At 65.0% G+C, this 26867-nt stretch carries 26 protein-coding genes; 8 read left to right on the top strand and 18 right to left on the bottom strand.

Going from position 1 to position 26867, the window contains the following annotated elements:
- Positions 1 to 23 precede the first annotated feature (23 nt).
- Complete coding sequence (locus A9K66_RS27035; protein WP_067330166.1) at positions 24 to 1574, bottom strand: trimethylamine methyltransferase family protein; 1551 nt, start codon at positions 1572 to 1574, stop codon at positions 24 to 26.
- A 90-nt stretch (positions 1575 to 1664) separates the two neighbouring features.
- On the opposite strand from A9K66_RS27035, the gene A9K66_RS27030 reads away from it, so the two are divergent.
- Positions 1665 to 2567, top strand: a complete 903-nt coding sequence (locus A9K66_RS27030; protein WP_067000463.1) for a LysR substrate-binding domain-containing protein — start codon at positions 1665 to 1667, stop codon at positions 2565 to 2567.
- Positions 2568 to 2612: 45 nt separating this feature from the next.
- Entirely contained in the window at positions 2613 to 4490 is a 1878-nt protein-coding gene (gene mutL, locus A9K66_RS27025; RefSeq protein WP_067329800.1) for a DNA mismatch repair endonuclease MutL, read from the top strand.
- A 185-nt stretch (positions 4491 to 4675) separates the two neighbouring features.
- On the opposite strand, the gene A9K66_RS27020 is transcribed toward mutL, so the two are convergent.
- The gene (locus A9K66_RS27020) at positions 4676 to 5569 is read right to left on the bottom strand and encodes a DMT family transporter (protein WP_067329796.1); all 894 of its coding nucleotides are present in this window, start codon (positions 5567 to 5569) and stop codon (positions 4676 to 4678) included.
- Positions 5570 to 5659: 90 nt separating this feature from the next.
- Here A9K66_RS27020 and A9K66_RS27015 point away from each other — a divergent pair, with 90 nt between their 5' ends.
- Positions 5660 to 6586, top strand: a complete 927-nt coding sequence (locus tag A9K66_RS27015) for a LysR family transcriptional regulator (RefSeq protein WP_067329794.1) — start codon at positions 5660 to 5662, stop codon at positions 6584 to 6586.
- A 10-nt stretch (positions 6587 to 6596) separates the two neighbouring features.
- Here A9K66_RS27015 and A9K66_RS27010 read toward each other — a convergent pair whose 3' ends face one another.
- Positions 6597 to 7181: a hypothetical protein gene (locus A9K66_RS27010; protein ID WP_067329789.1), complete on the bottom strand. Its 585-nt coding sequence runs from the start codon at positions 7179 to 7181 to the stop codon at positions 6597 to 6599.
- A 113-nt stretch (positions 7182 to 7294) separates the two neighbouring features.
- Between A9K66_RS27010 and A9K66_RS27005 the strand changes: the two genes are divergently transcribed.
- Positions 7295 to 7528, top strand: coding sequence for a DUF2093 domain-containing protein (locus A9K66_RS27005; protein WP_067000947.1), 234 nt, complete (start codon positions 7295 to 7297; stop codon positions 7526 to 7528).
- Between the two features lie 6 nt (positions 7529 to 7534).
- Here the strand turns inward: A9K66_RS27005 and lpxK are convergent, their stop codons facing one another.
- The 7 genes from lpxK to epmA all read right to left on the bottom strand — a co-directional run bounded on the left by lpxK (position 7535) and on the right by epmA (position 14452).
- Positions 7535 to 8572, bottom strand: coding sequence for a tetraacyldisaccharide 4'-kinase (gene lpxK, locus A9K66_RS27000; RefSeq protein WP_067329786.1), 1038 nt, complete (start codon positions 8570 to 8572; stop codon positions 7535 to 7537).
- Positions 8573 to 8634: 62 nt separating this feature from the next.
- Positions 8635 to 9951 (bottom strand): lipid IV(A) 3-deoxy-D-manno-octulosonic acid transferase, encoded by a 1317-nt coding sequence (gene waaA, locus A9K66_RS26995; protein WP_067000447.1) that lies wholly within the window; start codon positions 9949 to 9951, stop codon positions 8635 to 8637.
- Positions 9948 to 10724 carry a lysophospholipid acyltransferase family protein gene (locus A9K66_RS26990; protein WP_067329783.1) on the bottom strand — a complete coding sequence of 259 codons (777 nt, stop codon included), beginning with the start codon at positions 10722 to 10724 and terminating at the stop codon, positions 9948 to 9950. Before A9K66_RS26990 ends, waaA begins: the two co-directional genes overlap by 4 nt.
- A 5-nt stretch (positions 10725 to 10729) precedes the next feature.
- Positions 10730 to 10975: a DUF4170 domain-containing protein gene (locus A9K66_RS26985; RefSeq protein WP_040973997.1), complete on the bottom strand. Its 246-nt coding sequence runs from the start codon at positions 10973 to 10975 to the stop codon at positions 10730 to 10732.
- A 75-nt stretch (positions 10976 to 11050) separates the two neighbouring features.
- Positions 11051 to 11845, bottom strand: coding sequence for a 3'(2'),5'-bisphosphate nucleotidase CysQ (locus A9K66_RS26980; RefSeq protein ID WP_128293274.1), 795 nt, complete (start codon positions 11843 to 11845; stop codon positions 11051 to 11053).
- A gap of 1 nt (position 11846) precedes the next feature.
- On the bottom strand, positions 11847 to 13190 hold the full coding sequence (locus A9K66_RS26975; protein WP_067329776.1) for a TldD/PmbA family protein: 1344 nt from the start codon (positions 13188 to 13190) through the stop codon (positions 11847 to 11849).
- A 218-nt stretch (positions 13191 to 13408) separates the two neighbouring features.
- Positions 13409 to 14452, bottom strand: coding sequence for an EF-P lysine aminoacylase EpmA (gene epmA / locus A9K66_RS26970; RefSeq protein ID WP_067329773.1), 1044 nt, complete (start codon positions 14450 to 14452; stop codon positions 13409 to 13411).
- 129 nt (positions 14453 to 14581) lie between these two features.
- On the opposite strand from epmA, the gene efp reads away from it, so the two are divergent.
- Positions 14582 to 15151: an elongation factor P gene (gene efp, locus A9K66_RS26965; protein ID WP_067000944.1), complete on the top strand. Its 570-nt coding sequence runs from the start codon at positions 14582 to 14584 to the stop codon at positions 15149 to 15151.
- Between the two features lie 197 nt (positions 15152 to 15348).
- Here efp and A9K66_RS26960 read toward each other — a convergent pair whose 3' ends face one another.
- From A9K66_RS26960 to A9K66_RS26930, 7 genes are all read right to left on the bottom strand, one after another.
- Positions 15349 to 16497: a response regulator gene (locus A9K66_RS26960; RefSeq protein ID WP_067329769.1), complete on the bottom strand. Its 1149-nt coding sequence runs from the start codon at positions 16495 to 16497 to the stop codon at positions 15349 to 15351.
- Positions 16498 to 16510: 13 nt separating this feature from the next.
- Positions 16511 to 16876, bottom strand: a complete 366-nt coding sequence (locus A9K66_RS26955) for a response regulator (RefSeq protein ID WP_067329766.1) — start codon at positions 16874 to 16876, stop codon at positions 16511 to 16513.
- The gene (locus A9K66_RS26950; protein ID WP_197507527.1) at positions 16873 to 19527 is read right to left on the bottom strand and encodes a GAF domain-containing protein; all 2655 of its coding nucleotides are present in this window, start codon (positions 19525 to 19527) and stop codon (positions 16873 to 16875) included. Before A9K66_RS26950 ends, A9K66_RS26955 begins: the two co-directional genes overlap by 4 nt.
- A complete protein-coding gene (locus tag A9K66_RS26945; RefSeq protein ID WP_197507526.1) occupies positions 19493 to 20068 on the bottom strand; it encodes an SCO family protein in 576 nt (191 codons plus the stop codon). The genes A9K66_RS26950 and A9K66_RS26945 overlap by 35 nt, the downstream gene beginning before the upstream one ends.
- A 5-nt stretch (positions 20069 to 20073) precedes the next feature.
- Positions 20074 to 21081 carry an ABC transporter substrate-binding protein gene (locus tag A9K66_RS26940; protein ID WP_082954119.1) on the bottom strand — a complete coding sequence of 336 codons (1008 nt, stop codon included), beginning with the start codon at positions 21079 to 21081 and terminating at the stop codon, positions 20074 to 20076.
- A gap of 46 nt (positions 21082 to 21127) precedes the next feature.
- Positions 21128 to 22147, bottom strand: coding sequence for an ABC transporter substrate-binding protein (locus A9K66_RS26935; RefSeq protein ID WP_245307706.1), 1020 nt, complete (start codon positions 22145 to 22147; stop codon positions 21128 to 21130).
- A gap of 488 nt (positions 22148 to 22635) precedes the next feature.
- Complete coding sequence (locus A9K66_RS26930; protein WP_067329752.1) at positions 22636 to 23301, bottom strand: metalloregulator ArsR/SmtB family transcription factor; 666 nt, start codon at positions 23299 to 23301, stop codon at positions 22636 to 22638.
- Positions 23302 to 23400: 99 nt separating this feature from the next.
- Here A9K66_RS26930 and A9K66_RS26925 point away from each other — a divergent pair, with 99 nt between their 5' ends.
- From A9K66_RS26925 to A9K66_RS26915, 3 genes are all read left to right on the top strand, one after another.
- The gene (locus A9K66_RS26925; protein WP_067329749.1) at positions 23401 to 24132 is read left to right on the top strand and encodes an MBL fold metallo-hydrolase; all 732 of its coding nucleotides are present in this window, start codon (positions 23401 to 23403) and stop codon (positions 24130 to 24132) included.
- Positions 24120 to 25361 carry an MFS transporter gene (locus tag A9K66_RS26920; RefSeq protein WP_067329746.1) on the top strand — a complete coding sequence of 414 codons (1242 nt, stop codon included), beginning with the start codon at positions 24120 to 24122 and terminating at the stop codon, positions 25359 to 25361. The genes A9K66_RS26925 and A9K66_RS26920 overlap by 13 nt, the downstream gene beginning before the upstream one ends.
- A 113-nt stretch (positions 25362 to 25474) precedes the next feature.
- On the top strand, positions 25475 to 26563 hold the full coding sequence (locus A9K66_RS26915) for an acyltransferase family protein (RefSeq protein WP_067329742.1): 1089 nt from the start codon (positions 25475 to 25477) through the stop codon (positions 26561 to 26563).
- Positions 26564 to 26576: 13 nt separating this feature from the next.
- Here A9K66_RS26915 and A9K66_RS26910 read toward each other — a convergent pair whose 3' ends face one another.
- On the bottom strand, positions 26577 to 26765 hold the full coding sequence (locus A9K66_RS26910; RefSeq protein WP_067330162.1) for a DUF1059 domain-containing protein: 189 nt from the start codon (positions 26763 to 26765) through the stop codon (positions 26577 to 26579).
- Positions 26766 to 26867: the final 102 nt, after the last annotated feature.

Genomic DNA, 26867 nt, shown 5'->3' with positions numbered 1-26867 from the left:
AGACGGCCTTTGCCCATATTTTGTCAAATAACGGTATCAGGCAGCTTTTCCTCGCGCCGCGCGATCAAATCTTTGAGACCTTCGGCGATGCCTTCGTCGAGCTTCGGCTCCTGATAGTCGGCGAGCATGTTGCGCGCCTTTTCGAGGCCGCGCGTGTCGTGATCCTTAGCGCCTTCGGCGCTCCATTGCTCGAAGGAGTTGAAATCCATGATGCTCGGCATGAAGAAGGCGCGCTCGAAATGCTCGAGCGTGTGCTGCGTGCCGAGAAAATGCCCTTGCGGGCCGACCTCGCGGATCGCCGCCATGGCTTCCTTGAAATCGTCGAAGGGGACGCCGCCGGCATATTTGTACCAACCGACGAGTTGTTCGCAGTCGGTGGCGAATTTCGAATAGCCGCAGGTAAGGCCGGCTTCAAGCCAGCCGGCGGAGTGCCAGATGTAATTGGCGCCGGCGAGGATCGCGGCATGCATAAGCATGTTCGCCTCGTAGCCGGCCTGGGCGTCGTTGAGCTTGGAGCCGACGTGGAAGCCCGAGGTGCGCCACGGCAGTTTGTATTTCCGCGCCAGCGCACCCATCAGATACATCATCTGCGCGGCCTCCGGCGTGCCCCCCATCGGGGCGCCGGTCTTCATGTCGACGGTCACCATGAACTGGCCATAGATCTGCGGCGAGCCGGGGCGGATCAGTTGGGTGAATGCGACGCCTGCCAGCGCCTCGGCATTGACCTGCGCGACCGCGCCGACGGCGGAGGCCGAGGTCGAGGCGCCGCAGAGCGCGAAGGGTGCCAGGATCAGCGGCTGGTTGTGGCGGGCATAGACCCGCATCGCGTCAAGCATGGTGGCGTCCCACACCAGCGGCGAATTGCAATTGGTGATCGCCACCAGCACCGGATTGTCGCGCACGAACTCCTCGCCGAACACGATCGCAGCCATCGCCATCGTGTCTTCGGCCCGCTCCTTCGACGTCACGATGCCCATGAACGGCTTGTCGGAGTGCTTGAGCGCGGAATGAATGATGTGGAGGTGCCGCTTCGGCACCGGGATCTCCATCGGCTCGCAGATGATCGAGCTCGACGAATGCAGCGCCGGCGCCATGTAGGCGAGCTTGTGGAAATTGTTGAGGTCGTTCAGCGTGCCGTAGCGCCGCTTGTTGTCGAGGTCGCGCACATAGGGCGCGCCATACATCGGCACGAAGATCGAGTTCTTGCCGCCGACGCGAACCGTACGCTCGGGGTTGCGCGCATTGAGCGTGAATTCCGGCGGGACCTTCGAGACAAGCTCCATCAGCAGCGCGCGATCGATGCGGACGCGTGTGTCCTTGACGTCGGCGCCCGCCGCCTTCCAGAGCGCGATCGCTTCGTCGTCGCGGAACTCGCAGCCAACCTCCTCGAGGATTTTGAGCGACTCCTCGTGGATCAGCTCCACCGCCTCGTCGGGCACGATCTCATAGGCCGGAATCTGGCGAACGAGCGTCGGGAAAGACGCGACCGGCGCGCTTCTCAGCGCCTTGCGCCCAAGGCGGCCGCCGCCGCGACGGTGGGTCGGCTCAGTCAATTCAGCGGCCGGTGCGTTCATGTTGTCTCCTTCATCCCGCCCGACCAAGTTAGCGACACGAAATATGGATGTGACGCTGGAAAATCCTGATCTCTTGTATAAGCTGCGCTTATGCGAAGCCTACGCCACCTCCTGCCCTCGGCCGGCAGCCTCGTCGTCTTCGAGGCGGCAGGCCGGCTGTCGAGCTTCACCGCCGCCGGGCGCGAGCTCGGCATGACCCAGGCGGCCGTATCCTATGCGGTGCGCGGACTGGAGGAACAGCTCGGCGCCAAGCTGTTTCAGCGCCGCCACCGCCAGGTGCTCCTGACCGAGGCCGGCGAGCGCTTCCACGCGGACGTCTCGCTGGGGCTGTCGCATATCCGCAAATCTGCCGAGGACCTTCGCCTGCAGGCGACCGGCGGCCATGTCACCCTTGCGGCCTCGACCGCCTTCGGCTCGTTCTGGATGATGCCGCGCCTGCAGCAGTTCCGCGACCAACTGCCGGGCATCGACCTGCGCATCCAGACCGCCGACCGCGACCTCGACATCATTGCCGAGGGTATTCCGCTCGGCGTGCGCGGCGGTGTGCCGCGCGACTGGCCGGACTATCACTCGCTGTCGCTGTCCGACGAAGAGATCTTCCCCGTCGCGGGACCGAGCTATCTCGCCAAATTCGGCATGCCGAAGACGGTCGAGGAACTGGCAACGCACCGGCTGATCCATCTCGAGGAGCCCTATCGCGAGGCGCCGAACTGGGACGAATGGTTCGCGTCGGCCGGAACCAGCCTGCGCAATGCCGAGCGCGGCCTGCGCATCAACGACTATGCCCTGGTGATCCAGGCGGTGATGGAAGGGCAAGGCATCTCGCTTGGCTGGCGGCATCTGGTCGAGCGGCTGGTGGCATCAGGGCTGCTGGTGCCCGTGACCGACCATGTGATGAGGACCGGCATCGGCTTCCACGTCATCTGGCCGAAGAACCGCGAGCTCAGCGACAACGCGCGCAAGGTCAGGGACTGGCTGGTGGCGCAGGCATGAAGTAGCCCCTCCCCCACACCGTTCGAATCCGCCTATAATCCTCGGATGCCCATTCGCCAGCTTTCCGAAACGATGATCAACCAGATCGCCGCCGGCGAGGTCATCGAGCGTCCCGCAAGCGTGGTGAAGGAGTTGGTCGAGAATGCGCTCGACGCCGGCGCGTCGCGCGTCGAGATCGTCACCGCCGGCGGCGGGCTCTCGCTCATCCGCGTCACCGATGACGGCTCGGGCATTCCCGAGCGCGAACTGGCGCTGGCAGTTGCCCGACACTGCACATCGAAGCTGTCGGACGATATCCACGACATCCGCTCGCTGGGATTCCGCGGCGAGGCGTTGCCGTCGATCGGCTCGGTGGCCAGGCTTTCGATCCGCTCGCGCACGGCCGCCGGCGACAGCGCGGCCGAGATCAGCATCGAGGGCGGCCGGGTGTCGGCCGTCAAGCCGGCGGCGGCCAACCGTGGCACCACCGTGGAAGTGCGCGACCTGTTCTTCGCCACGCCGGCACGGCTCAAATTCATGAAAGGCGAGCGCGCCGAAAGCTCGGCCACCGGCGACGTGGTGAAGCGCATCGCCATTGCCTTCCCCGCCGTGCGCTTCACGCTTGCCGGATCCGACCGCTCGACGCTGGAGCTGCCGGCGACCGGCGACACGCCAGAGGGCCGGCTCGCCCGCGTCGCGCAAGTGATGGGCGCCGACTTTCCCGACAATGCCATTGCCATCCATGCAATGCGCGACGGCGTGCATCTTGCCGGCCACGTCTCGATCCCTTCCTACACCCGCGCCAACGCGCTGCAGCAATATGCCTATGTCAACGGCCGGCCGGTGCGCGACAAGCTGATCGCCGGCGCGATCCGCGGCGCCTTCGCCGACGTGCTGCCGCGCGACCGGCATGCGGTGACCGTGCTGTTCCTTTCGCTCGATCCGGCAACCGTCGACGTCAATGTCCACCCGGCCAAGGCCGATGTGCGCTTCCGCGATCCGGGCCTGGTGCGCGGGTTGATTGTCGGCGCCATCCGCGAGGCGATGGCCGGCGCCGGCATCCGGGCCGCGACCACCGGCGCGGCCGGCATGATGGCGGCTTTCCGGCCCGGCGCGGCGTCCTATTCGCATCCCGGACCGGCCAATGGCCACCGCAGCTATGAGGCCGCTTTTCGCGCCTCCGGCTCCAGCTTCGACCACGGTTCGAATTTGGCGCGCTCGCCGCAGCGGCCGCTCGACATGGGCGAAGCGCGGCCGGCGCGAGGCGGCTTCGCCGAGAACGATCAGGCTGCCTTCGACACCAGGCCGCTGGCAAGCGCCGACGCGCGGGCGGGCATCGCCGAGCCGGCCGAGGCGCTGCTCGGCACGGTGCTGGGCGCGGCGCGCGCTCAGGTGCATGAGAACTATATCGTCGCCCAGACCCGGGATTCGCTCATCATCGTCGACCAGCATGCCGCACATGAGCGCCTGGTCTACGAGGCCTTGAAGAACGCGCTGCACTCGCGCGCCGTGCCTTCGCAGATGCTGCTTTTGCCCGAGATCGTCGACCTTGCGGAAGAGGATGCCGAGCGGCTGGCGATGCATTCCGAGACGCTGGCCAAATTCGGCCTCGGCCTGGAGCGCTTCGGCCCGGGCGCGGTGGCGGTGCGCGAGACGCCGTCGATGCTCGGCGAAACCAATGTGCAGCAACTGGTGCGTGACCTCGCCGACGAGATCGCCGACACCGACACGGTCGAGACGCTGAAGGAACGGCTGGACAGAATAGCCGCGACCATGGCTTGTCACGGCTCGGTGCGCTCGGGCCGCCTGCTCAAGGCCGAGGAGATGAACGCGCTGCTGCGCCAAATGGAGGCGACGCCCGGCTCCGGCACCTGCAACCATGGCAGGCCGACCTATATCGAGCTGAAACTCGCCGACATTGAAAGATTGTTCGGGCGAAGGTGAGCGCGCCAATTCCCCTCACCCAGCCTCCGCTTCACTCCGCTGACTTCTCCCTATGGGGAGAGGAGACCTTCAGCGCCGGCGCCAACCCGTTCTCGTGGCCGCGTAGCGGCCGGATGAGGGGCAAGAAAAGGGCCGCTCGAGGCGGCTCTTTCCTTCAGTCAAGGCACCGGCCTCAACCCTTTGACTTACCGCTTCAAATTCACCACGATCACACCGCCGAGCGCCAGCGCGCCGCCGAGCATGCCGAGGAGAGTCGGTACTTCGCCGAGCCAGAAGAATCCAATCAGAGCGGAGGTCGGCGAGACCAGATAGAGGAAGTTCGAGGCGCGCGCGGCCGGCAGGCGCGACAGCGCGGTGGCCCAGGCGGCGTAGGCGATCAGGCTGGGCACAATGCCTAGATAGATGACGGCGCCGAGGCCGGCCATGTCGGCGACCGCGGCCTGCGAAAACGCTTCCGCCAGGAAGGGCGACAGGCAGAGCGCGCCGAGCACCATGTTGGAAGCGGCGATCGTCAGCGGATGGTGGCGGGCAAAGAGCGGCTTCTGGACGATGGTGTTGACGGCCGAGCAAAGGGCGGAGCCCAGCACCAGCAGCGCTCCGGTGTTGAAATGCAGGCCATGGCCGTCCGCCACCGCGATGATGCCGATGCCGGCAAACGAGATCACCGTGCCAAGCCAGGCCATGCCGGAAAAGCGCTCGCCGAGCAGCGCCATGGCCATGATGGCCGTGAAGATCGGGCTGACATTGATGATGAAGCCGGCGGCGCCCGCCGAGACGGTGAGCTCGCCGAAATTGAGCATGGCGGTGTAGAGCGCGACGAAGATGGCACCGCCGAAGCCGAAACGCCACAGCTCATCGATCCTCGGCAGCGCCGGACGCTTGACCGCAAGGAAGATCGCTGCCGGCACGGCCGCGATGGCGAAGCGCAGCGCCCCGAGCTCCAGCGGCTGCAAGGCGGCAAGGCCAGCGCGGATCGCCGGGAAGGCAGACGCCCAGCCGACCACCGTCAGCGCCACCGCGATCGCGGCCGTGGTGTCCATGCGCTGTGTCTCATTCAACGTGCCGGTGTAAGCGCTCATTGCCGAATCCTCGTCTCTCAGTGCCATAGAGAGAGAAAACGCCATTGCCCACCGATTGACAAACGAGCAATTCGAGGGTCAGCTGTGAGCATGCCTCACAGCTCTGACCAGCTAGTGCCGCTCGAGACTTTGCGCGCCTTCGACGCGGCGGCGCGGACCGGAAGCTTTTCCGCGGCGGCCGAAAGGCTCAACCTCACCCATGGCGCGGTCAGCCGTCAGATCGCCAAGCTGGAGGACTGGCTCGGGCTCAAGGTGTTCGAGCGCAACGCGCGCGGCGTCACGCTGACCAATGAGGGCAACCGGCTGCACCTGCGCACCACCGAGGCCTTCGCGCTGATCTCGGTCAATTCCGATCGCTGGGTAGAGCCGCGCGGCACCGCGGTGGTGCGGCTGGCTTCGATCCCTTCGGTCAGCGGCCTTTGGCTGATGCCGCGCATGGCGGCGCTCGAAAACAACCCGACCCGGCTGCGCATCGTGCTCGACGTCGACAACCGCCAGGCGGACCTTGCCGACGAAGGCATCGACCTTTCGGTGCGCTGTGGGCGCGGCCGCATCCCGGGCCGCGTCTCGGTGCAGCTTTTCGAGGAGCACATTTTCCCGATCGCCTCGCCGGAGCTGGCGAAGGAGATCGGGCAAGGCGACCCGGCTCGGCTGCTCAAATTCCCGCTGATCAACGATTCCGACGCGTCCGCCTGGCGCGCCTGGTTCGCGGCACAGGAGGTCGATTATCGCCCGCGCCCGCAGGACCGGCGTTTCGAGGACTACAATCTGGTGCTCGACGCGGCGGCGCATGGGCTCGGCATCGCGCTGGCGCGGCCGCCGCTGACGGCAGACCAGTTGAAGTCGGGCCGGATTGTTCCCGTTGACGAGCGGGTCGTGCTCAATCCGGTGTCCTACTGGCTCGACCGCCCGGTCGGCCGGCCGCGCGCGGCCGCCGCCGATCTCGCCAGGCGCATCGCCGAACAGGCGGGCCTGGCGCCGGAGAAGCTCGAAGCCTTCCTGCAGGACGAGGGCTAGATCGCCCGGATCAGCGAAGCAGCATGAGCACGATCGTGGTCGTCGCAGCCGAGACGACGGCCGTCACGATCGATATCATCCACAGCGGCGTCTGGCCGGGTTCGGATCGCGGGGCATGGCCGGGGCTGCGAACGCCGCCGCGCGGCGGCGCATTGGCGTTGGCCGCTACCAGCACTCCGGATGCAAGCGCCGGCGAGAACAAAGAGGGCGCCGCCGCCACGACCCTTGCGGTGCCATCGCCGGCCGGCGGTGGAACCTGGGGCAGCGCCCGCGAAAGCTGATCGGCGTCAGCCGCCGACCTGCCAACCGGAGACTTCGTCGAGGCGCCATCAGGGCCGGCATCGGATTCCAGGACGGCTCTGTAGGCGTTCTCGATCTCGGCCGAGGACAGACGCTGAGTTGGTCGAGCGGCCGGCAACGTGCCGTTCAGCGCCTGCGCGGCCACCTGTGCGGAGGACACGACGGACGGCGCCGGCGACTGGACGAGCGCCTTGACCAGCGCCGCGGTCGCAGGTTCGGCCTTGGGCGACGGCACCGGCTGCGGCGCCAGCGCCTCTTTCAGCAGCGACGTCACGCTGGCGTTGGTGATGTCCATGGCGCTTCCCGACAACCATTGTGCCAACCGGCATACTACATGAGCATTGCGCCAAGCTTGACCTTGCCTTCGATTTGTGGCGATTGAACCCCTATGAACCTATGCGCCATTCCATGATGAACCGTTTTGAAGGCCCCGGCGGCAAGGAAGCGCGCATCCGCTATCTCGACGGCGACTTCCAGGTGACGAGCCCCGGCGCGTTCGTGCGCTGCGCGGTGACCGGCGAGAGCATCCCGCTGGACGAGCTCAAATATTGGAGCGTCGCCAGGCAGGAGCCATATGTGAACGCGGCAGCGTCGCTGCGGCGTGAGATCGAGGCGCATCCGGAGCTGCGCAAGCGCGGGTAGAACCTCCTAGGATGAGGACGGTCTCAACTTGCGCTGCCGCCATGCATCCAGCGTCTCATTGATGATGCGCTCCGGCACGTGGTCGATCTCGAACACGGCGTCGATCTCAAGCACGTCGAGCTGCTCCAGGAAGCCGGCGGGTGCGGCGCCGTGGCGAAGCCGCGCGGCATCCTTTGCCGTGGTGACAAGCCGAAGCCCCTCGCGCTTGGCAAGCGCCGCCAGATCGGCAAGCTCGTCCGCGGCGTAGAAATGATGGTCGGGAAAAGCGCGCGACAGCGCGACCTCGCCGCCGGCGCTGCGCAGCGTATCGAAGAATTTTTCCGGATGGCCGATGCCTGCAAAGGCAAGGAAGCGCCCGCCGGCGAAGCGCGCCGGGTTCGCCGGCTCGACATGGGCCAAAAAGATCGGCCGGCCGGCGCGCGCCGCCTGGCGTACCACCGTGTCGGCCGCGCTCCCCTCGCCCATCTTCAGCAAGCCGCCGGTGAACACCAGCTGATCAACGATCTTTGCCCGGAGCGGCCCGCCCGGAATGACGCGGCCATTGCCGATGCCGAAACGCGCATCGACCACGACCAGCGCGTAGTCGATATGGATGCGCGCCGACTGGAAACCGTCATCCATGATCAGCAAGTCGCAGCCATGCTCTGCCATCAGCAGTTTGGCGCCGGCGGCGCGGTTGGCCGTCACCGCGACCGGCGCATGTTCGGCAAGCAGCAGCGGCTCGTCGCCGACATGCTTGGCCGCGTCGTGATGCGCATCGACGACATGCGGCTTGGCGAAGGATCCGCCATGGCCGCGCGACAGGAAGCCGGGCATGAGCTGCATGCGCTTTGCCTGTTTCGCCAGCGCGATGGCGACCGGCGTCTTGCCGCTGCCGCCAACGGTGAAGTTGCCGACGCACAGCACAGGTGCCGCGACCTTCTCGCGCGGCGCGTGCCGCATGCGGCGCCCAGCCACCATTCCATACATCGCGGACACCGGCGAAAGCGCCAGCACGCGCCAGTCCGGCTTTTCCCACCAGAAGGGCGGCGCTTCGCTGGTCATGGCGCGACCTCCATGGCGCATGACCCTTTCCAAAGATCGGATCCGAATTTTTGGGCCATGCGCTAGCGCCCGTTGGCGCCTTTCAGGCGCGCCTTGACGACCAGCGGCTGGATGTAAGGCTCGAGCGACTTCAGCGTGCGCTGAAGCGCGCCGCGCATCTCATCGACGGTCGCCGCGCCCGCCGCCATCATCTCGTGGCGCACCGCCTCGTTGCTCAAAAGGAAATTGACGGCGCCGGCCAGCATGTCGCGGTCGCGCACCAGCTTGGCGCCGCCGCGATCGAGCAGGCGCTGATAGGCTTCGCGGAAATTCTGCACGTTGCGGCCGGCCAGCACCGCCGTGTCGAGCATCGCCGGCTCCAGCGGGTTCTGGCCGCCCTCGGAGGTCAGCGAGCGGCCGACGAAGGCGATCTCGGTCAGCCTTAGATAAAGTCCCATCTCGCCGATCGTGTCGCCGAGCAGGATATCGGTGTCGGACGTGATGCGGTCGCCCTTGCTGCGGCGCGCGACTTTCAGCCCCATGCCGGATATCTGCGCGGCCAGCGCGTCCGCGCGGTCGGGATGGCGGGGCACGACGATGGTCAACAGTCCAGGGTGGCGCTTGTGCAGGGTCGCATGGACTTCCGCCGCGGCGACCTCCTCCCCGTCATGGGTCGAGATCGCCGCCCAGGTCGGGCGCAAGCCGATCTGGCGCTGCAGGATCGCCAGCGCCCGCTCGTCGACCGGCGGCGGGTTGGTGTCCACCTTGAGATTGCCGGAAACGGTCACCGGCCGGGCGCCGAGGACGCGGAACCGCTCGCCGTCGACATCCGACTGGGCAACGACATGGGCAAGATTCTCGAACAGCGCCTCGGCGACGCCGGCGCGCTTCTTCCACGACCGGAAGGAACGGTCCGACAGCCGCCCGTTGACCAGGACCTGCGGCACGTTGCGCGCGCCGAGTTCCAGGATGGTCATCGGCCAGATCTCCGATTCGGCTATGATGGCCAGCTCCGGCAGCCAGTGATCGAGGAAGCGGCTTACCGCGGGCTTGAGGTCGAGCGGCACATATTGGTGGATGATGCGACTGCCAAGCCGCTCGTCGGCGACCTTGGCCGAGGTCACGGTGCCGGTCGTCAGCACGATGTTGACGCCGTAATCGAGAATGCTTTCGACCAGCGGCACGACGGCGATCGTCTCGCCGACGCTCGCGGCGTGAATCCAGATCACCGGTCCTTCCGGACGCGGACGGCCGGCGACGCCGTAGCGCTCGCGACGGCGAACGCGGTCTTCCTTGCCGCGCGAGGCGCGCCAGGCGACATAGGGTCCGATCAGCGGATAGGCGACGGCCCCGGCGTAACGATAGGCGGTCAGGGCGGCGCGCGCCCAGCGCTCGCTCATTTGTCGCCGTCCACGAGGCGGTAGGCCTCGGCGGTCGCGGCGTTGAGCGAGGCGGTGACCTCCTGGCGCTTGCGCTCCATCTCGGCGTCGTCGGCGTTGGCCGGCACGAAGACCGGCTGTCCGACAATAACGGCGGAGCGGCCGAACGGCAGGTTGATGGTGGTCTTGTCCCAGCTCTTTTCCAGCACCTTGCGGCGGCTGGTGGCGATCGCCGAGGGCAGGATCGGGCGCCCGGAAAGCCTGGCCAAAAGCACGATGCCCAGCCCCGCGTCGCGCGGCGTGCCGTGTGGAATGTCGGCGATCATCGCGACATTCTTGCCGGCGACCAGCGCTTTCTTGAGCGCGATCAAGGCTTTGGCGCCGCCTTTGTCGAGATGCCTCGAACTGTCGCGGCCACCCGAGCCGCGCACCGCCTCGATGCCGAATCTGTTCAGCATCAGCGCGTTGAGCTCGGCGTCGGCACTGCGCGAGACCATGGCGACCAGCGGCCGGCCCTTGGGATAATAAGCCGGCGTCAAGAGATGCTGGCCATGCCACAGCGCGATTATGCCGGGTTCCAGATGCGCATAGGCGCCGCCGGCGACCTGCGTCGACCCTTTGATCAGCGGGCTGGTGATGCGAATCAGCCGCACGAACCAGGCGAACAGGCTGGCGATGAAATTTTTGACGAATCGCGACTGGGCGAGCGGCTCGCGGATGCGGCGCCACAGCGTGCGAGTCCCGCCCCGCCCGGCGGCACGCCCCGTCGCTCCTTTCACCGCTTCATGTTCCATCGATGTCAACCGGCTGCCTTTGTTTCCGGGTCGAGCAACCGGTGCAGGTGAACGACGAAATAGCGCATATGGGCATTGTCGACGCTGGCCTGCGCCTTCGCCTTCCACGCGGCGTGCGCCGATTGATAGTCGGGGTAGATGCCGACGATGTCGAGCGCATCCAGATCACGGAACTCGGTTCCACCCAGCTTTTTCAGCTCGCCGCCGAACACCAGGTGCAAAAGCTGTTTCTTTCCGTCTTCCACGGCCATGCCGATCCTTCGCAGATTCATGAATTTTGTGAAACGTTTAGACCAAAGCCGCCGATTTTGAAACCGTGGGCCGACTCACCCTTGGTCAGCTCCGGCAATGACGCCGGCCAGGACGCCCAGCAGTTCGCCGCTGCCAGCGGCGAGCGCGCCATGGTTGATCACCTCGCCGGCATAGCGCGGCGGCTTGCCGGTGCGGTCGAGCAAGGCGCCGCCCGCCTCGCGGAGGATAAGGTCGGCGGCGGCGATGTCCCAGTCATGGGCGTTGGGCTTGACGAAGGTCGCGTCGAGCTTGCCGTTGGCGATCATCGCCAGCCGGTAGGCGAGCGAGGGGATGTAAGCGACGCGGCGCATCCGGGCTTGCCAGGAAGCGGGCATGCGCTCGACCAGCGGCTTCGGCCCGCCGATCTCGACGGTATCGCCGAGTTGGCGGACCTGGATGCGCTTGCCGTTGAGGAACGCGCCCTCGCCCGGCAGCGCCCAGTAGGTCTCGCGCTTGGCCGGACATTCGAGCACGCCGGCCAGCGAGCGGCCATCCTCGACCACGGCGACGCTGACGCACCAGGAATGCAGGCCATCGAGAAAGCCGCGCGTGCCATCGATAGGGTCGACGACGAAAGTGCGGCGGGCCGACAGCCTGGCATGATCGTCGGCGGTTTCTTCGGACAGCCAGCCATAATTCGGCCGCGCCTTGAGCAGGGTCTCGCGCAGATAGGCGTCGGCCGCATGGTCGGCTTCGCTGACCGGCGAGGTCCCGCCCTTCATCCACACCTGGGGGTTTTGACCGAAATAGCGCATGGCGATGGTGCCCGCCTCCCGGGCGGCGTCGCGCAGCAGAGCAAGGTCTTCGTGCGTCTCGGCTGAGATGACCATGTCAGGCGCCGGCAAGGGTCATCCCCTCGATCAGCAGCGTCGGCGCGGCAGTGCCGAAATTGCGGTCGAGATCGCTCGCCGGCACCATGTTGAGGAACATGGTCTTCAAATTGGAGGCGATCGTCACCTCGGCCACCGGATAGGCAAGCGCGCCGTTCTCGATCCAGAAGCCGGAGGCGCCACGGCTGTATTCGCCGGTCACCATGTCGACGCCCTGGCCGAAGACCTCGGTGACGTAGAAGCCGCGCTGCAGCGAGGCGATCAGCTCCTCCGGCGCGCGATCGCCGGGCTCGATGGCCAGATTGGTCGAGGACGGCGAAACCGAAGAGCCGCTGCGCGAGCCACGGCCGTTGGTGACGAGACCAAGCTCGCGCGCGGCCGAGGTCGACAGGAACCAGTGGTTGAGCACGCCTCTGTCGACCATCAACAGCTTGTCGCCCTCGACGCCTTCGCCGTCGAAGGGCCGCGACGCCTGGCCGCGACGCCGCAGCGGCTCGTCGGTGACGGTGATCGCGCTTGAGGCTACCTGCTTTCCCATCATGTCGCGCAGGAAGCTGGTCTTGCGCGCCACCGCGGCGCCGTTGATGGCGCCGGCGAGATGGCCGGCAATGCCGCGCGCCACACGCGGGTCGAACACGACGTCGACCGGGCCGGTCGCCGCCTTGCGGGCGCCGAGGCGACGCACGGCGCGTTCACCGGCCTTGCGGCCGATCTCCTCCGGCGCGTCGAGATCGGCGAAATGCTGGCGCGAGGAGAATTCATAGTCGCGTTCCATCGCCGTGCCTTGGCCTGCAATGACGCTGGTCGAGCGCGAAAAGCGCGACGCGACATATTGGCCGACAAAGCCATGCGAGGTCGCAAGCACCAGGCCGCCAAGGCCGGCGCTGGCGCTGCTGCCGGAGGAATTGGTGACGCCCTTGACGGCAAGGGCCGCCGCTTCCGCTGCCAGCGCCGCCTCCTTGAGCTGATCGGCCGACACCTCGGTCGGATCGAAGAGGTCGAGATCACGCAAATTGCGGGCGAGCAGCGCCGGGTCGGCAAGGCCCTGGAACGGATCCTCGGGGGAGACTCTCGCCATGGCGACGGCGCGCTCGGCAAGCGCCTTCGGGTCGGAGGCGGCGGTGGCCGAGACGCTCGCCACGCGCTGGCCGACGAAGACGCGCAGGGACACGTCCTCGCTTTCCGACGATTCGGTGCCTTCGACCTTGCCCAGCCGCACCGACACGCCGGCCGAACGGCCGCGCACGGCGACCGCGTCGGCGGCGTCCGCCCCGGCGCGCTTGGCCGCCTCGACGAGCGCCGCGACGCGGCCGGTCAGTTTCCCTGCGTCGAGCGTGTTGGTCATGGTTAGTCCTGTTTGTTCAAGCTGTGCGGGAGGGCAGATGCTGCCGCACATCCATGGATGTCGGGCCGCCATCTCTGGAAGCCCGCACAATCGTCTTGGATGCTGCTGCACCATCTATTGTTCCACCACCGCTTGTGCAATGGCGGATGCGACAATCTCAAGGCAATCGCGGCCCTTCGCAGCGCACTGCCCCGCCGTAACCGCGTGAACAGTGCGGATTAGCCGGCCACCGGCGCCCAGATCACATCTTCAATCCTGGCGGCGCCGGTTGCCAGCATCACCAGCCGGTCGAAGCCGAGGGCCGAGCCGCTCGCCTGCGGCATGATGGCAAGCGCGGTGAGGAAATCCTCGTCCAGCGGATAGCGCTCGCCATAGATGCGCTCCTTCTCGTCCATCTCGGCGACGAAGCGGCGGCGCTGCTCGGCCGGATCGGTGAGCTCGCCAAACGCATTGGCGAGCTCGACGCCGCAGCAGTAGAGCTCGAAGCGTTCGGCGACGCGCGGGTCCTCCGCGCTCGGCCGGGCAAGGGCCGCCTCGGAGACTGGATAGCCATAGAGGATTGTCGCCCGTCCCTGCCCCAGCGCCGGCTCGACCTTTTCCACCATCACGCGGCTGAACAGGTCGGCCCAATTGTCGTCGGGCGCGGTGCGCAGGCCGGCGCGGACCAGGCCCTGGTGGAGCGCTTCGCGGTCGGTGCTGCCGTCGGCGCCGACGGTCGCCAGCAGATCGATGCCGGCATGGCGCATGAATGCTTCCGCCACGCTCAGCCGCTCCGGCTCGGCGAAGGGATCGGCCTCGCGGCCACGAAACCGAAAGCTTTTGGCCCCGGCCTTCTCCGCGGCGAGCGCCAGAAATTCGGCGCAGTCGGCCATCAGGCGCTCATAGGCCTCGCCGACGCGGTACCATTCGAGCATGGTGAATTCGGGATGATGCAGCGGCCCACGCTCGCGGTTTCGGTAAACGGAGCCCAGGCTGAAGATGCGCTTCTCGCCGGCGGCAAGCAGCTTCTTGCAGGCGAATTCCGGCGAGGTGTGAAAGTATAACGGCTGGCGCGACGCGTCCGGCGCGATCGCCTCGGTGGCGAAGGCCGCAAGGTGCGCCTCGTTGCCGGGCGAAACCTGCAGGGCGGCCGTCGTCACCTCAACGAAATCGCGCTCCGCGAACCAACCGCGCAAGGCGGCGGCAATGGCGTTGCGCGCCATCAGCCTTGGCCGGCGGTCGGCATGAACATGCGGCGTCCACCAGGGCGAAGCGGTGGTCATGGGCGGGAAAATCGCCGAGGAGGCTGGCGGTTCGACGCAAGATGCGCTACGGCGCACGCGATGGCCGCCGTCGCCGCTTCGTGGGCAAAGACGCTTGCAGGCCGAAAAACTCGATTGGGATTGAATATCGTGGTCAAGGTCATCGCCAGTTCCTTACGCAAAGGCAACGTCGTCGATAAGGACGGCAAGCTCTATGTCATTCTCTTTGCCGAAAACATCCACCCTGGCAAGGGCACGCCGGTGACGCAGCTCGACATGCGCCGCATCGGCGACGGGGTGAAGATCTCGGAGCGCTACCGCACGACCGAGATGGTCGAGCGCGCCTATGTCGAGGAGCGCGAGCACACCTTCCTCTATTCCGACGGCGAAGGCTTCCATTTCATGAACCCGGAAAGCTACGACCAGGTCGTAGCCTCCGAAAGCGTGGTCGGCGACATGGCGCCCTACCTGCAGGAAGGCATGGCGGTGCAGCTGGCGCAGTTCAACGGCGCGCCGATCTCGCTGACGCTGCCGCAGCGCGCTGTTTTCGAGGTGGTCGATACCGAGCCGGTCACCAAGGGCCAGACGGCGTCCTCGTCCTACAAGCCTGCGGTGCTTTCCAATGGCGTGCGCACGGCCGTGCCGCCGCACATCACGACCGGGACGCGCGTGGTGGTCATGACCGCCGACGGCTCCTATGTCGAGCGCGCCAAGGACTGAGGGTACAGCAGTCAACTATCACAGCTCATCTGCGGCCAGGCGGGCCTATCGTCAGCACGGTTTGTCCGCCGTCTGGGTGTGAGGCCCTGACCCGAAGCGGATTTACAAGTTGCGGCGACGTGAACGGCAGATCCGCGCCGCGGCGCCGGTGGTTCGACGCACCGCATCTCTCGAACGAAGCCGGAGTGCGCTCAACGCTAGATTGGCCGACCGATCCACCGCACGATTTCATAGGCAGGCATCGGGCGGCGAAAGCCCTTCAGCGTCAGTTCGCCAACAGGAACGGATTCGACCAACGACTCGACAGCTCCGAGGACCCGTTGGCTAACAAGAATCTGGCGCGATTTGGCCTCCTCGCATAAACGGGCGGCATGGTTCGACACAGTGCCGATGACGGCATAGTCCGAGCGCTGATCAAAACCGATGCGCCCGATGGTTGCGTGGCCCCTGGCAATGCCGATCCCAAAGCCAAGCAAATAGTCCCGCTTGCGCCATCGCTCGGAATGCTCGTCAATCGCTTCGCGCATTGCGGCAGCCATCGAGACAGCTCTCTCGCTGTGGTCGACACATGGCATTGGATCGTTGAAAACCACGACGATACCGTCGCCCACGAACCGCTCGAGCGTCCCCTCGTGACGGACGATTTGTTCGCCGAGACAGGAATGATACTCGGCCAGAACTGTCATGACTTCTTCGGGTTCGGCGGTCTCTGCGAACGCCGTGAAGCCGCGCAAATCGCAAAAGACAACCGTCACCTCGCGGCGGTGGCTCTGCAAGAGCGCATCTCCATTGCCCGCCGCAACGATGAGGTCGGCGACCTGTTCGGGCAGGAACCGCCTGAGCCGCGCCATTCGCTCGAGCTCCGTCACCTGGCCGGCCACGGTTTGCTCGAGCGAGCGGTTCCAGTCGGAAAGTTGCGCGGCTTGGTCCTCGAGGCGTTTGGCTTGGCTCGCGACAGTGTCGTGAAGCGCCTTCTGGCGCAACATCGAGCGCACCCGCGCCAGCAGCGCCCTGTGCTCGAAGGGCTTTGTCAGATAGTCGTCGCCACCAGCGTCCAGCCCCTCGACCACGTCGCGCGTGTCGGCTTTCGCGGTGACCAGAATGACGGGGATCGATCGCAGCGAGTGATCCTGCTTGAGCATGCGGACCACACTGATGCCGTCGAGCTTCGGCATCATGATGTCGAGCAGGATCAGATCCGGCGTGAGTTCGCGGGCTTTCGCAAGCCCCTCTTCACCATCGGCGGCGGTTACAACTTCATAGCCATTCGCCTCGAGACGCATGCGCAGGATCTCGAGGTTTTCCGGAGTATCGTCGACCGCGAGAATGCGAGGCGGATCGTGCAAGGTGTTGCCTCCCTCAAGAAAGGAAACCGCGAATCTCGGAAAGCAGCTGGCGTGGACTGAATGGCTTGGCAATGTAACCATCGCATCCAGCAGCAAGGGCTTTCGCCTTGTCGCCCGACAACGCGTAGGAGGTGACGGCGATAATCGGAATGTGCCGGAGCGCCGGGTCGGCCTTGATGCGGCGGGCCGCTTCATACCCGTCGATCACCGGGAGCTGAATGTCCATAAGGATCAGGTCTGGCCTGTGTGCTGCGGCTGCAGCGATGCCGGCGGCACCGTCCGCCGCCTCGATCAGTTCGTATTCGGTGGTGGCAATGAGATCGCGAATGATTTGGCGGTTGTCCTCGGTGTCTTCGACCATCAGGATTTGTTTGCTCATGCGGCCCTCACGTCCTCATTCATCCTGATCGGGACCTTCAGACGGAATGTCGACCCTGACCCGATCACGGACTCGACGTCTAAGGTTCCGCCATGCATTTCGGCGATGCGCTTCGAGATCGCCAGGCCAAGACCTGTGCCACCTTTCTGCCTGGTGCTGCTGTTGTCGACTTGCTGGAATTCTTCGAAGATGAGAGCCTGGTCTTTGGACGCAATGCCGGGACCGGTGTCTCGGACGGTGATCTCGAAGTTCCCATCGACCGCATCGGCAAGAATGTCGACTGCACCTGTTTCGGTGAACTTGACGGCATTGCCTGCGAGATTGAGCAGAATCTGCGTCAAACGGCGTTCGTCCCCACGGCCGATTGGAAGGTTCTCGGCAACAGTCGCTGAAAGCTCAAGACCCTTCGCCCGTGCCAGCGGCTCGACCGCCGTAAGGGTCGATCGGACAATCTGCGCGACGGAGTAGTCCTCGATCGCCAGCGTGAGCTGGCCGGCTTCGATCTTGGACAGGTCGAGCACGTCGTTGATGAGCCCGAGGAGGTGACGGCCGTTTGCCTGCACACGCGCGACGGTCGCCTTTGCCTTGTCCGGGAGTTCGCCATAGATGCCGTCGACCAGCAGTTCTGTGAAGCCCAGAACTGAATTGAGCGGTGTCCTGAGTTCGTGGCTCATATTCGCCAGGAACTGGGACTTGTGGCGGCTGGCTGCCTCCAGCTCCTCGCCTTTCTCCTCGATCTCGCGGAACAGCTTGGCATTCTGGATCGCGACCACCGATTGGGCTGCGAAGGTCTCCAACAGGTGAACAACTTGCTCATCGAAGGCGCCTGGCTTGTGGCGCCTGACGACCAATGCACCGACGATCTTGTTGGGCCTCAGCAGCGGAACGATCAGGATGCCGCGATATCCGGCGTCGAGGATCGTCTTTCTCACAAGGAAGGATGAGGTTTCCTTGCCGAGGTCGGGAAACTGCACCGGCATGCACCGTCCGGGCGCGTCGCCAATACCCATATCGGCCAGCCCGATCGTCTGCTGCGAGACTGCGGCGATAAGCTCATCGCTCATCCCAAAGTTTGCGCGAGGGCGGAATTGCTGCCGCGTGCTGCTGAACACATAGATCGTGCCAGCATCCGTCGCCGACAACTGGACCGCCTTGGCAACGATCGTCTTCAGCACCGTGTCGAGATCCAGCGTCGAATTGACCGCCTTGCTCACTTCGCCGAGCGCCTCGAGCTCACCAACCGACGCCGCAAGCTCGCGCGTCCGTGCCTGCACCGCCTCGAAGAGCCGCGCATTTTCGATGGCGATCACGGCCTGGTCGGCGAATGTCTCGACGAGCGCGATCTCCTTGGGACTGAACGGTTGCGGTTCAGCCCTCGTCATGACGAATACGCCAATGAGATCACCTTCCCGCAACAGCGGGGCAGCGAGGACGGTGCGGAATCCGCCTGCCTCAGCGATCAAGGCGACGCGGTAGTCCGGATCAGCGGTCACGTCTTCGATTTGCACGATCCGCCGTTCTTCGATTACGCGCCCTACGGCGGAGCCTCGCCCAGCGGCAAGCGCTGGAAGTGGATTGGCGTCGACATAGGCACGGAAACTGGGCGGGTAGCCAAGCGTCGACACATAGCGGAATACGCCATCAAGCAACTGCACGATGCCACCCTTGTCGGCGCGACAGAGCCTGACAGCCGATTCCACCAACGTATCGAGCACCACCTGTAAATCGAAGGTAGAGCGGCTGATGACCTTCAGAACGTCTGCAGTGGCTGTCTGCTGCTGAAGGGCTTCGTCGAGCTGCTGGGTGCGTGTCTCAATCTCCTCATACAGGCGCCCCAGTTGGTCGGAGGTCTGGTTGACGTTAGCGGCGAGCACTCCAAGTTCGTCGCGATTGACGACGGCAACCCGTTGCGCGAAGTCGCCGGCCGCTATCTGGCTGAGACGCGTCTCGATCTTCTTGACCGGTTCGATCAAGGACCAGGAGATGATGTAACCGAGCCCCAACGCCAGCAGGATACTGCCCACGGCAAACGAAACCACGATCAGTCTGGACGTGCCGTACGCACCCTCGGTCGTTTCGATGGCCGCCACCATGTCGGCTTCGGCCATGTTGACCAGCTGGTTTGTCAGCCGCTCGAGGCGATCAGCCGACGGTATGATTTCATCAAGCTGAACCTTGCGCGCCTCCTCGGTACGGCCCGCGCGGACAAGCTCTGCCACGTGCGTCACCCCGGCCGTCAGTTTTTCGTACTCTTGCCTGACCTGGCCAAGCACTTCCACCTCGGCTTTGGCGACGAACTCCATGCGCTCGAGGTCGTAGCCGAACTGATTGAGCTGGCGCAGCGCCGTATCCAGCATCCGGTTATCCTGTAGCAACAGGGCGGTGGATATACCGTAGAGCTGGGTGGTCGTATCGTGCTGTACTTGGCGGTAGGCCGCGATCCTGCGCTGCAGCTTGATCAGCTCGTTGGTCTGATCGTTGACCCCACTCAGCACCTGCAACCCGACGGCACCGAGCACGATCAGGAGGCCGACGATCGACAGGAACGCGATCAAGAGCTTGGTCTGGACGCGCGCCGGCAGCCGGGCAACCCAGCCAACGAGCCAGTTCGTTATGCTATTTGGTTTCGTCCAAGAGGCCGAGAAGGTCACCCCGGAACTCCTCCAAGTCGAACCGGACGCCAAGATATTGTACTCGCAAGATGCCATTCGGGTCTACGAGCGAGGTCAACAAGGTATGGTCGACATCACCGTTCGCCGCCTGCTTCGCGAAGACCCCATATTTCCGTCCAACCTCATGGACAATCGCCGGATCGCCGGTAAGAAACGACCAGCCCTTCAGATCGGCGCCAAAATTCTGCGCATATTGCTTCAAAACATCGGACGTATCGCGCTCCGGGTCGACGGTGATCGAAATGAAGGCGATCTTGGGTCCGAACGCACTGCCCAACTTTTCCTGCACGCTGGCCATCTGGGCGGTCAGCATGGGACAGACGTCGGCACAGTACGTATAGATGAATGCGATGGCGATCACCTTGCCGCGAAAGTCGTGCAGCGAGACGCGCTCCCGGTCCTGCGATGTCAGCGTAAAGTCTGGAGCCGGTCCGATTGCCGGCAATCGCTCATCGTGCTGCGCGTCATGCGCCTGCGCTGGCCCGGCCATCAGCGCCAGCAGCAAGATGCGGGCCGCCAACCCGCTCACGTCTTGAGCTCACGCTTCAGCTGCTCCAGGAATCGCCAGTCTGTTCCCTCGGCGATGATCTGCTGTGGGCTCGACTTGATCATGCCCGTCTCCTGCATGCGCAACGCGTAGAAGCGCATCGAGGCTTCGGCATCGTAGTCCCGCCATACGCCGTATCGCGTGTCGCTCAGCGTTTGCAGCGCGATTTCGTAGCTGGGGACGAAACCTCGATCGACCATTTGCGCTGCACTCCATGCGGGATCCGAAATGCATAGGTCGGCGCCCTTGAGGATGGCCCTGAGCACGCGCTTGGTCGCCACCGGGTATCTGTTCACGTAGTCCGCAGCGGCCGAGGTCATGCAGCAGAAGTGCTGCGACCAAGGGCGATCGAGGGTCGTGTTGAGGATCGTGTGACCGATTTTCTTTGCGCGCAGTTGCTGCGTCTCCGGCGGCGTGAAGAGATATGCATCGAACTTTCCGTCGGCGAAGGCTTCCACCGGCTTGCTTTCCTCGATCCATTCGATGTCGTTGACGGGATCCAGTCCAATATAGGCGGCCATCAGGGCGACCAGCACGCGCGACGGCGCATGGATGTCATGCATGCCTACCCGTTTGCCCTTGAGGTCCGGGATGCCTTGGATGCTGTCGTTGGCGATCAGCTCGAGGCACCCGGAATGCAGACCGCCAAGCACCCTGATTGGCACGCCCGCGTCGATCGACGCGACATGGACCGGCGCGTAGTTCATGCTGAAATCCGTGTCGCCGCGCGCAATCCACACCGCCTGATCGACTTTTTCGTCGCCCTGCACGTAGCGGACGTCGGTGAAGCCCTCCGCTTTGAGGAACTCTCCGGCCAGGTACATGCCTGCCCAGCAGTAGGCACCATCGATCCACCGCGGCAAGCGAACGGAGGTCGTTTCAGGGAGTGCCTCGGCCCAAGCGTCAGTCGTTGTGCCGATGAGAGCTGAAGCGCCTGCTGCCGCAGCTCCGGCCATGAAGTGGCGACGGTTCTGGATGATTTGCATGGGGTTCTCCCTCGCGTGGTAAATGGGCACGCGGCTGGCCGCCTAGTCAGGTCTTCAGCTCGTGCTTCAGTTCGTTGAAGAAACGCCAGTCGGTGCCTTGGGCCAACAGCTTCTGGGGGGTGCTCCTCAGCATCCCGACCTCGTGGAGACGCAGGGCGTAGAAGCGCAGGGTGTCCTCAGCGCTATACTCACGCCAACCGTAGGGGATCGCCTTCATGACCTGGAGGGCATGGTCATAGCGCTTAGTATAACCCTGCTGCACCAAGAACTGGGCGGACTGCTCGGGCTCGCTGGCGCAGAAATCCGCCGCTTTCAAGATGGCGCGGAGGGCGCGTTTGGTGGCCACCGGATGCGTACGGACGAACTCCCGCTCCCCCGCCAACATACAACAGAAGTATTGCGACCAGGGCCGGTCCACGGTGCTGCTGATCACCACATGGCCGATCTGCTGCTCCCGCATCTCCTGCGGTTCGGGGGGAAAGCCCAAATAGGCATCGATCTTCCCCTCACTCAGGAGCCGGATGGACTCGGGTCCCGGATGCATGACGAAGTGTATGTCCTTATGGAGGTCCAGGCCGACATACGCCGTCATAGTGGCGAGAAAGACGTATCGGCTGGAATCTAGCGCTGGCACGGCCACGGTCTTCCCCTTGAGATCGCGGATCGACTGGATGCGATCGGTCCCGAACAGTTCAAAGCAGCCGACGTGGAGGCCTGCCAGGATGACGATGGGATCCCCCGCCTCCAGGCGGAGAAGGAGCGGGGCGGCGAAATGCGCACTGAGGTCGGCTTCACCGGAGGCGAGGGCCGGCGCGATGTCTGCCGTCCCCTCTCTTTGGAGGTAGTGCACCTCGGTGAACCCTTCGCTGCGCAACAGTTCTTCGGCTACATACTGGGGGGCCTGACAGATGCTGGGAACCCGGACGAGCCGGATCCGCGTCGTCTCAGGCGGTGGCTCCGCAGCGGCGCGCCTGGGGTGCCAGCCCAGAAGCCCCGCCGTCCCCGCCAGCGTCATCCCACGCAGGAACCTCCGTCGGCTGAACCGTCCGGGATATACGGTATGCATGGGAACCTCCTTTCCAGATGGTGGCCAGTGCGACACTGAGAACGCTGACCCGTGGATGCTGTGTTATGCACAGTCGGCCGTACCTGCATGGCGGGCTCTGGACTTGCCTGTTGCTCACATCTTAAGGACGACGACACCGGCAGCGCCTGCCAGGGCAGCACCGGCTAGGAAACGTCGGGGGGTTTGCGTGATCTGCTGCATCAGAACGCTCCCATTCCGAATTGCGAAGGGCAATTCTGGCCGGAACCGAGCAAAAGAGGTTTCGACAGAGGCAGGTGGTCTTGTGGGCGCGACGAGTGGTTGTGGATGCTAGCGCCCAGTCCGATGCGGGAGTCTTGCGCTCTCAGTCGCCGGCTCATTTATTAGCAACCGACGATATGTCACGATACGCCCAATTTGCGTTGGCTGCGAGCCCAAAACTTGCTCGCCGCCCCTTGTCGCAGAACCGCTGCCCATTTCTGGGCGACATGCATTTCTTAGCGACACCGTCAGGCCGCCATTTCCACCGGCAGGCCAGCGGCTTTCCATTCCGGCATGCCGTCCTCGAGGCGGCGCGCGGAATGGCCAAGCGAGCGCAGCGCGGCCACCGCCTCGAAGGACATCACGCACCAGGGGCCGCGGCAGTAGGCGACGATTTCCCGGCCGGGGTCGGCACCGTGGGACCAGGCCTTTACTTCTCCGAGGGGAACATTGACCGCGCCGGGCACGTGGCCAAGCGCAAACTCGTCTGGCGGGCGGACGTCGATCAGCGTCACCAGCCCGTCGCGCATCAGCGCCTGAAGCTCGCCGCGCGTGACCGGCTGTATGTCGTCACGTGCCTCGAAACAGTCGCGCACAATGCGATCGACCTCAGCAAGCTGCCGCTCGGCAATGCCGCGCACCGCGGCAAAGGCCGACAGCACGCTCGCATCGCTCAGCGAATAGCGCACGTATTTGCCGTCGCGTTCGGCCGAGACGATGCCGGCGCGGCGCAGCGCCTGCAGATGCTGGGAGATGTTGGCGATCGGCTGGCCGAGCTTCGCAGCAAGCGCCTCGACGCTGCGCGAGCCTTGCGCCAAATGCTCGATCAGTTCCAGGCGCAGCGGATTGCCGAGCGCCTTGGCGACGATCGCGAACTGTTCGTACAGCGCCAGCTTCGGATTGCGGATTGACATCGACCTTTCTGCGACCCATCGTCATTCAATGTAATTATTGAATGATGGTTTCGACCTGCCGTCAAGCCAAGCGACCCGCAGTTGCCCGGAGGGAAAGCGATGATTCTCAGGCAGTTCCTGCATACCGACCCGGTCGCCGCGTCCTATTTGTTCGGCTGCGGCGGCAAGGCGTCTGCTGCCGTCGTCGATCCGGTCGGCGAGATCGCGCCCTATATCGAGGCGGCGCGCGCGACAGGCATGCGCATCCTCTATGTCGTCGACACGCATATCCACGCCGACCATATATCGGCAGGCCGTGCGCTCGCAGCAGCGACGGGCGCCGAATACGTGCTGTTCGAAGGCGCCGAGGCGGGCTTCCCGTTCCGTCCCGTGAAGGATGGCGAGGTGCTGGAGCTCGGCAATGTGACGGCGACCGTCATGCACACGCCCGGCCACACGCCGGAGCATCTGAGCCTTTTAGTCACCGACCGAACGCGATCGACCGAACCCTGGTTCGTACTCACCGGTCACACGCTGATGGTTGGCGATCTCGGTCGCACCGAGCTTGCTTCGAGCGCCGAGGACGGAGCCCGCGCGCTCTATGCCAGCGTGCGCCGGCTGAAGAAATTGCCCGATCACATCGAGGTGCTGCCGGGCGCCTATTCCGGCTCGGTGTGCGGCCGCTCGCTCAGCGGCAAGCCGACATCGACCATCGGCTTTGAGCGGCGCTTCAACAAGGCCTTTCGCATCGGGGACGTCGACCAGTTCATCGCCGCCATGACCGCCGACATCCCTCCCCCGCCGCCGGACGCGGCCCGGACCCGCTCCGCCAACGCCGGATCGCGATCGTGAGCGCAACGGCGCCTGCCGTCGCGCTCGGCCTCAAGGCCAACTGGAAACAGTTCGCGCTGCTGGTGCTGATCAACGCCTTTGTCGGCGGCATGGTCGGCATTGAGCGAACCGTCGTGCCGCTGATCGGCGCGGAGGAGTTCGGGGTTGCTTCGACCACGCTCGTCACCTCCTTCATCGTGAGCTTCGGCGTGGTCAAGGCCTGCGCCAACCTCGTCTCCGGCCAGCTTGCCGACACGTGGGGTCGCAAGCGCGTGCTGATCCTCGGCTGGCTGTTCGGCCTGCCGGTGCCCTTCATGATCATCTGGGCGCCGAGCTGGGGGTGGATCGTTGCCGCCAACGCGCTGCTCGGCATCAACCAGGGACTTGCATGGTCGATGACCGTCATCATGAAGGTCGACCTGGTCGGGCCCAAATCGCGCGGGCTCGCCGTCGGCCTCAACGAGTTCGCCGGCTACCTCGCCGTCGGCGTCACCGCATTTCTGACCGGCTATCTGGCCAGCCGCTACGGGCTGCGCCCGGTCCCGATCTATCTCGGCATCGGCTATGCGATCCTGGGTGCCGCGCTCTCGGTACTTCTGGTGCGCGACACGCGCGAGCATGTGCGGCTGGAACTGGCCAACCATCAGAAAGCTGTCTCCCCGCTCGCCTTCCGCGAGATCTTCATGCTGACTTCCTTCCGCGACCGCAACCTGTTCGCGGCCTCGCAGGCGGGCCTGGTCAACAATCTCAACGACGGCATGAGCTGGGGGCTGTTTCCGCTCTTCTTCGTCGCCAACGGGCTCGGCGTCGAGCGCATCGGCATCCTCAAGGCGGTCTATCCCGCCGTCTGGGGCATCTTACAGGTCGCAACCGGGCCATTGAGCGACCGTTGGGGCCGCAAGGGCCTGATCGTCGCCGGCATGTGGGTGCAGGCTGCCGGCCTTCTGCTCACCGCCATGACGCGCGACTTCGGCTGGTGGCTGCTGGCGAGCCTCCTGCTCGGCCTTGGCACGGCGATGGTCTATCCGAGCCTGATCGCGGCGGTGTCGGACGCATCGCATCCGTCGTGGCGGGCGCGCTCGCTCAGCGTCTATCGCTTCTGGCGCGATCTCGGCTACGCAATCGGAGCGCTGTCGGCGGGCCTCATCGCCGACTTCTTCGGCTTCGCCGCGGCGATCGCGGCGATCGCGGCGCTGACCTTCCTCTCGGGTGTAATCGTGGCGGTGGCGATGCGAGAGACCAGCCGCTGACCCGGCACTGAGCTCCAGCCCGACAGCGCCGCGTTTACGATATCCGAAGCTTCATGCTGCTAGAGACGCGCCTGTCCGGTACTATGGCGCTGGGTGCCTTTGCGGGGTCTTTCATGAACATTTCGACGCGCATGCCGTGGGTGGACACGGCAAAAGGTCTTTCGATCATCCTGGTGGTGATGATGTATTCCGCCTACAACACCGGTGAATATACCGGCGGCGTCGGCTTCCTGCATTATGTCATCGGCTTCGCGACCCCGTTCCGGATGCCGGAATTCTTCCTGATCTCGGGGCTCTTCCTGTCGCAGGTGATCGACCGGCCTTGGCGGCGCTATATCGACCGGCGCGTCGTCCACTACCTCTATTTCTATGTCCTGTGGGCGGTCATCTCGATCGGGCTGAAGATCGGCATCTTCAGCCGCGATCCCGCCGGCATGCTGCATGACCTCGCCGTGGCTGTCGTCCAACCCTATGGCGTGCTGTGGTTCATCTACATGCTGGCCGTGTTCGGCCTCGTGGCGCGCATCCTGCGCGAGCTAGGCGTGCCGCACTGGATCGTCATCTCGGCTGCCGCCGCGCTGCAGATGTGGGCACCGCATTCGGACAGCTATGCGCTCACGCAATTCGCCGCCTATTTCGTGTTCTTCTATCTCGGCTTCGTCATGGCGCCGCTGGTGTTCCGGCTGGTCGCGTGGACGCAAGCTCGTCCGGCGATCGCCGCTGCCGGGCTGATCGTGTGGGCCATCGTCAACGGCCTGCTCGTCTACTCGCCGGGCTACGCCGTCGAGCCGGTCGGCATGCAGATGGGCCTGGCGGCATGGCCGCCGCTGCATCTTACGCTGGCCGTCGCCGGCGCGGTGGCGCTCTGCGTCGCCGGCGGCTTCCTGTCGAAATCCGCCGCGATGGAATGGCTGCGCTGGCTCGGCGAGCATTCGCTGGTCGTCTATGTCGCCTTCACCATCCCGATGTCGATCTTCCGCGGGATCATGCTGGCAAGCGGCCTTCTGACCGATACCGGCATGCTCAGCCTCGCGGTGCTGCTCGTCTCGGTCATCAGCCCGGTCATTCTCTACTTCATCGTCAAGCGCACCGGCTTCGGAACCTTCCCGTTCGAGCGACCGGCCTGGGCGCATGTCGACAGACCGACTGCCGGCCAGATCTCAAACAAGGGCGTTGCCCGGCCGGCGCGCGAGGCGGCTTGATGCAGAAGCGCGCCTAGCTCGCGATCATCATCGCCTGTAGCTGCTTCCGGTCCTCTTGGGACCATTGGCTCGGGTCTTCACCATGCGCGGACCTGGCATGAAGCTCAACGTGCTTCATTACCTCTTCCGCGCTTTCTGCCGTGAAGCTCCCAGGACAGGCTTCCATTCCCGGATAGTCCTTGCACCGATACGTATACGCCATCGCTGCCTCCCTTTTTAGGAACGCCTGATGGAGCGATGGGGCGCGACCTTTGTCAATGGACTGGTCTAGACTGAAGACCACCGCCGTGCAAAGCCTGGCTAG

The sequence above is a fragment of the Mesorhizobium sp. AA23 genome (assembly GCF_001672435.1).
In the GTDB taxonomy this organism is placed as follows: Bacteria; Pseudomonadota; Alphaproteobacteria; order Rhizobiales; family Rhizobiaceae; genus Mesorhizobium.
The sequence above is the reverse complement of the archived record's forward strand: the minus strand, read 5'-3'. Positions and strand labels throughout refer to the sequence as shown.

Bases quoted from the DNA above. Each gene is read 5' to 3' on its own strand.
- A9K66_RS26990 (WP_067329783.1), bottom strand. From the start codon at position 10,724: ATGGAACATGAAGCGGTGAAAGGAGCGACGGGGCGTGCCGCCGGGCGG.
- A9K66_RS26980 (WP_128293274.1), bottom strand. From the start codon at position 11,845: ATGGTCATCTCAGCCGAGACGCACGAAGACCTTGCTCTGCTGCGCGAC.
- A9K66_RS26910 (WP_067330162.1), bottom strand. From the start codon at position 26,765: ATGGCGTATACGTATCGGTGCAAGGACTATCCGGGAATGGAAGCCTGT.
- A9K66_RS26975 (WP_067329776.1), bottom strand. From the start codon at position 13,190: ATGACCAACACGCTCGACGCAGGGAAACTGACCGGCCGCGTCGCGGCG.
- A9K66_RS26985 (WP_040973997.1), bottom strand. From the start codon at position 10,975: ATGGCCGTGGAAGACGGAAAGAAACAGCTTTTGCACCTGGTGTTCGGC.
- A9K66_RS27010 (WP_067329789.1), bottom strand. From the start codon at position 7,181: ATGGACATCACCAACGCCAGCGTGACGTCGCTGCTGAAAGAGGCGCTG.
- A9K66_RS27015 (WP_067329794.1), top strand. From the start codon at position 5,660: ATGCCTCACAGCTCTGACCAGCTAGTGCCGCTCGAGACTTTGCGCGCC.
- A9K66_RS26930 (WP_067329752.1), bottom strand. From the start codon at position 23,301: ATGTCAATCCGCAATCCGAAGCTGGCGCTGTACGAACAGTTCGCGATC.
- A9K66_RS27005 (WP_067000947.1), top strand. From the start codon at position 7,295: ATGATGAACCGTTTTGAAGGCCCCGGCGGCAAGGAAGCGCGCATCCGC.
- epmA (WP_067329773.1), bottom strand. From the start codon at position 14,452: ATGACCACCGCTTCGCCCTGGTGGACGCCGCATGTTCATGCCGACCGC.
- lpxK (WP_067329786.1), bottom strand. From the start codon at position 8,572: ATGACCAGCGAAGCGCCGCCCTTCTGGTGGGAAAAGCCGGACTGGCGC.
- A9K66_RS26940 (WP_082954119.1), bottom strand. From the start codon at position 21,081: ATGCAAATCATCCAGAACCGTCGCCACTTCATGGCCGGAGCTGCGGCA.
- A9K66_RS26915 (WP_067329742.1), top strand. From the start codon at position 25,475: ATGAACATTTCGACGCGCATGCCGTGGGTGGACACGGCAAAAGGTCTT.
- A9K66_RS26955 (WP_067329766.1), bottom strand. From the start codon at position 16,876: ATGAGCAAACAAATCCTGATGGTCGAAGACACCGAGGACAACCGCCAA.
- mutL (WP_067329800.1), top strand. From the start codon at position 2,613: ATGCCCATTCGCCAGCTTTCCGAAACGATGATCAACCAGATCGCCGCC.
- A9K66_RS27035 (WP_067330166.1), bottom strand. From the start codon at position 1,574: ATGAACGCACCGGCCGCTGAATTGACTGAGCCGACCCACCGTCGCGGC.
- waaA (WP_067000447.1), bottom strand. From the start codon at position 9,951: ATGAGCGAGCGCTGGGCGCGCGCCGCCCTGACCGCCTATCGTTACGCC.
- A9K66_RS26935 (WP_245307706.1), bottom strand. From the start codon at position 22,147: ATGCATACCGTATATCCCGGACGGTTCAGCCGACGGAGGTTCCTGCGT.
- A9K66_RS27030 (WP_067000463.1), top strand. From the start codon at position 1,665: ATGCGAAGCCTACGCCACCTCCTGCCCTCGGCCGGCAGCCTCGTCGTC.
- A9K66_RS26925 (WP_067329749.1), top strand. From the start codon at position 23,401: ATGATTCTCAGGCAGTTCCTGCATACCGACCCGGTCGCCGCGTCCTAT.
- A9K66_RS27020 (WP_067329796.1), bottom strand. From the start codon at position 5,569: ATGAGCGCTTACACCGGCACGTTGAATGAGACACAGCGCATGGACACC.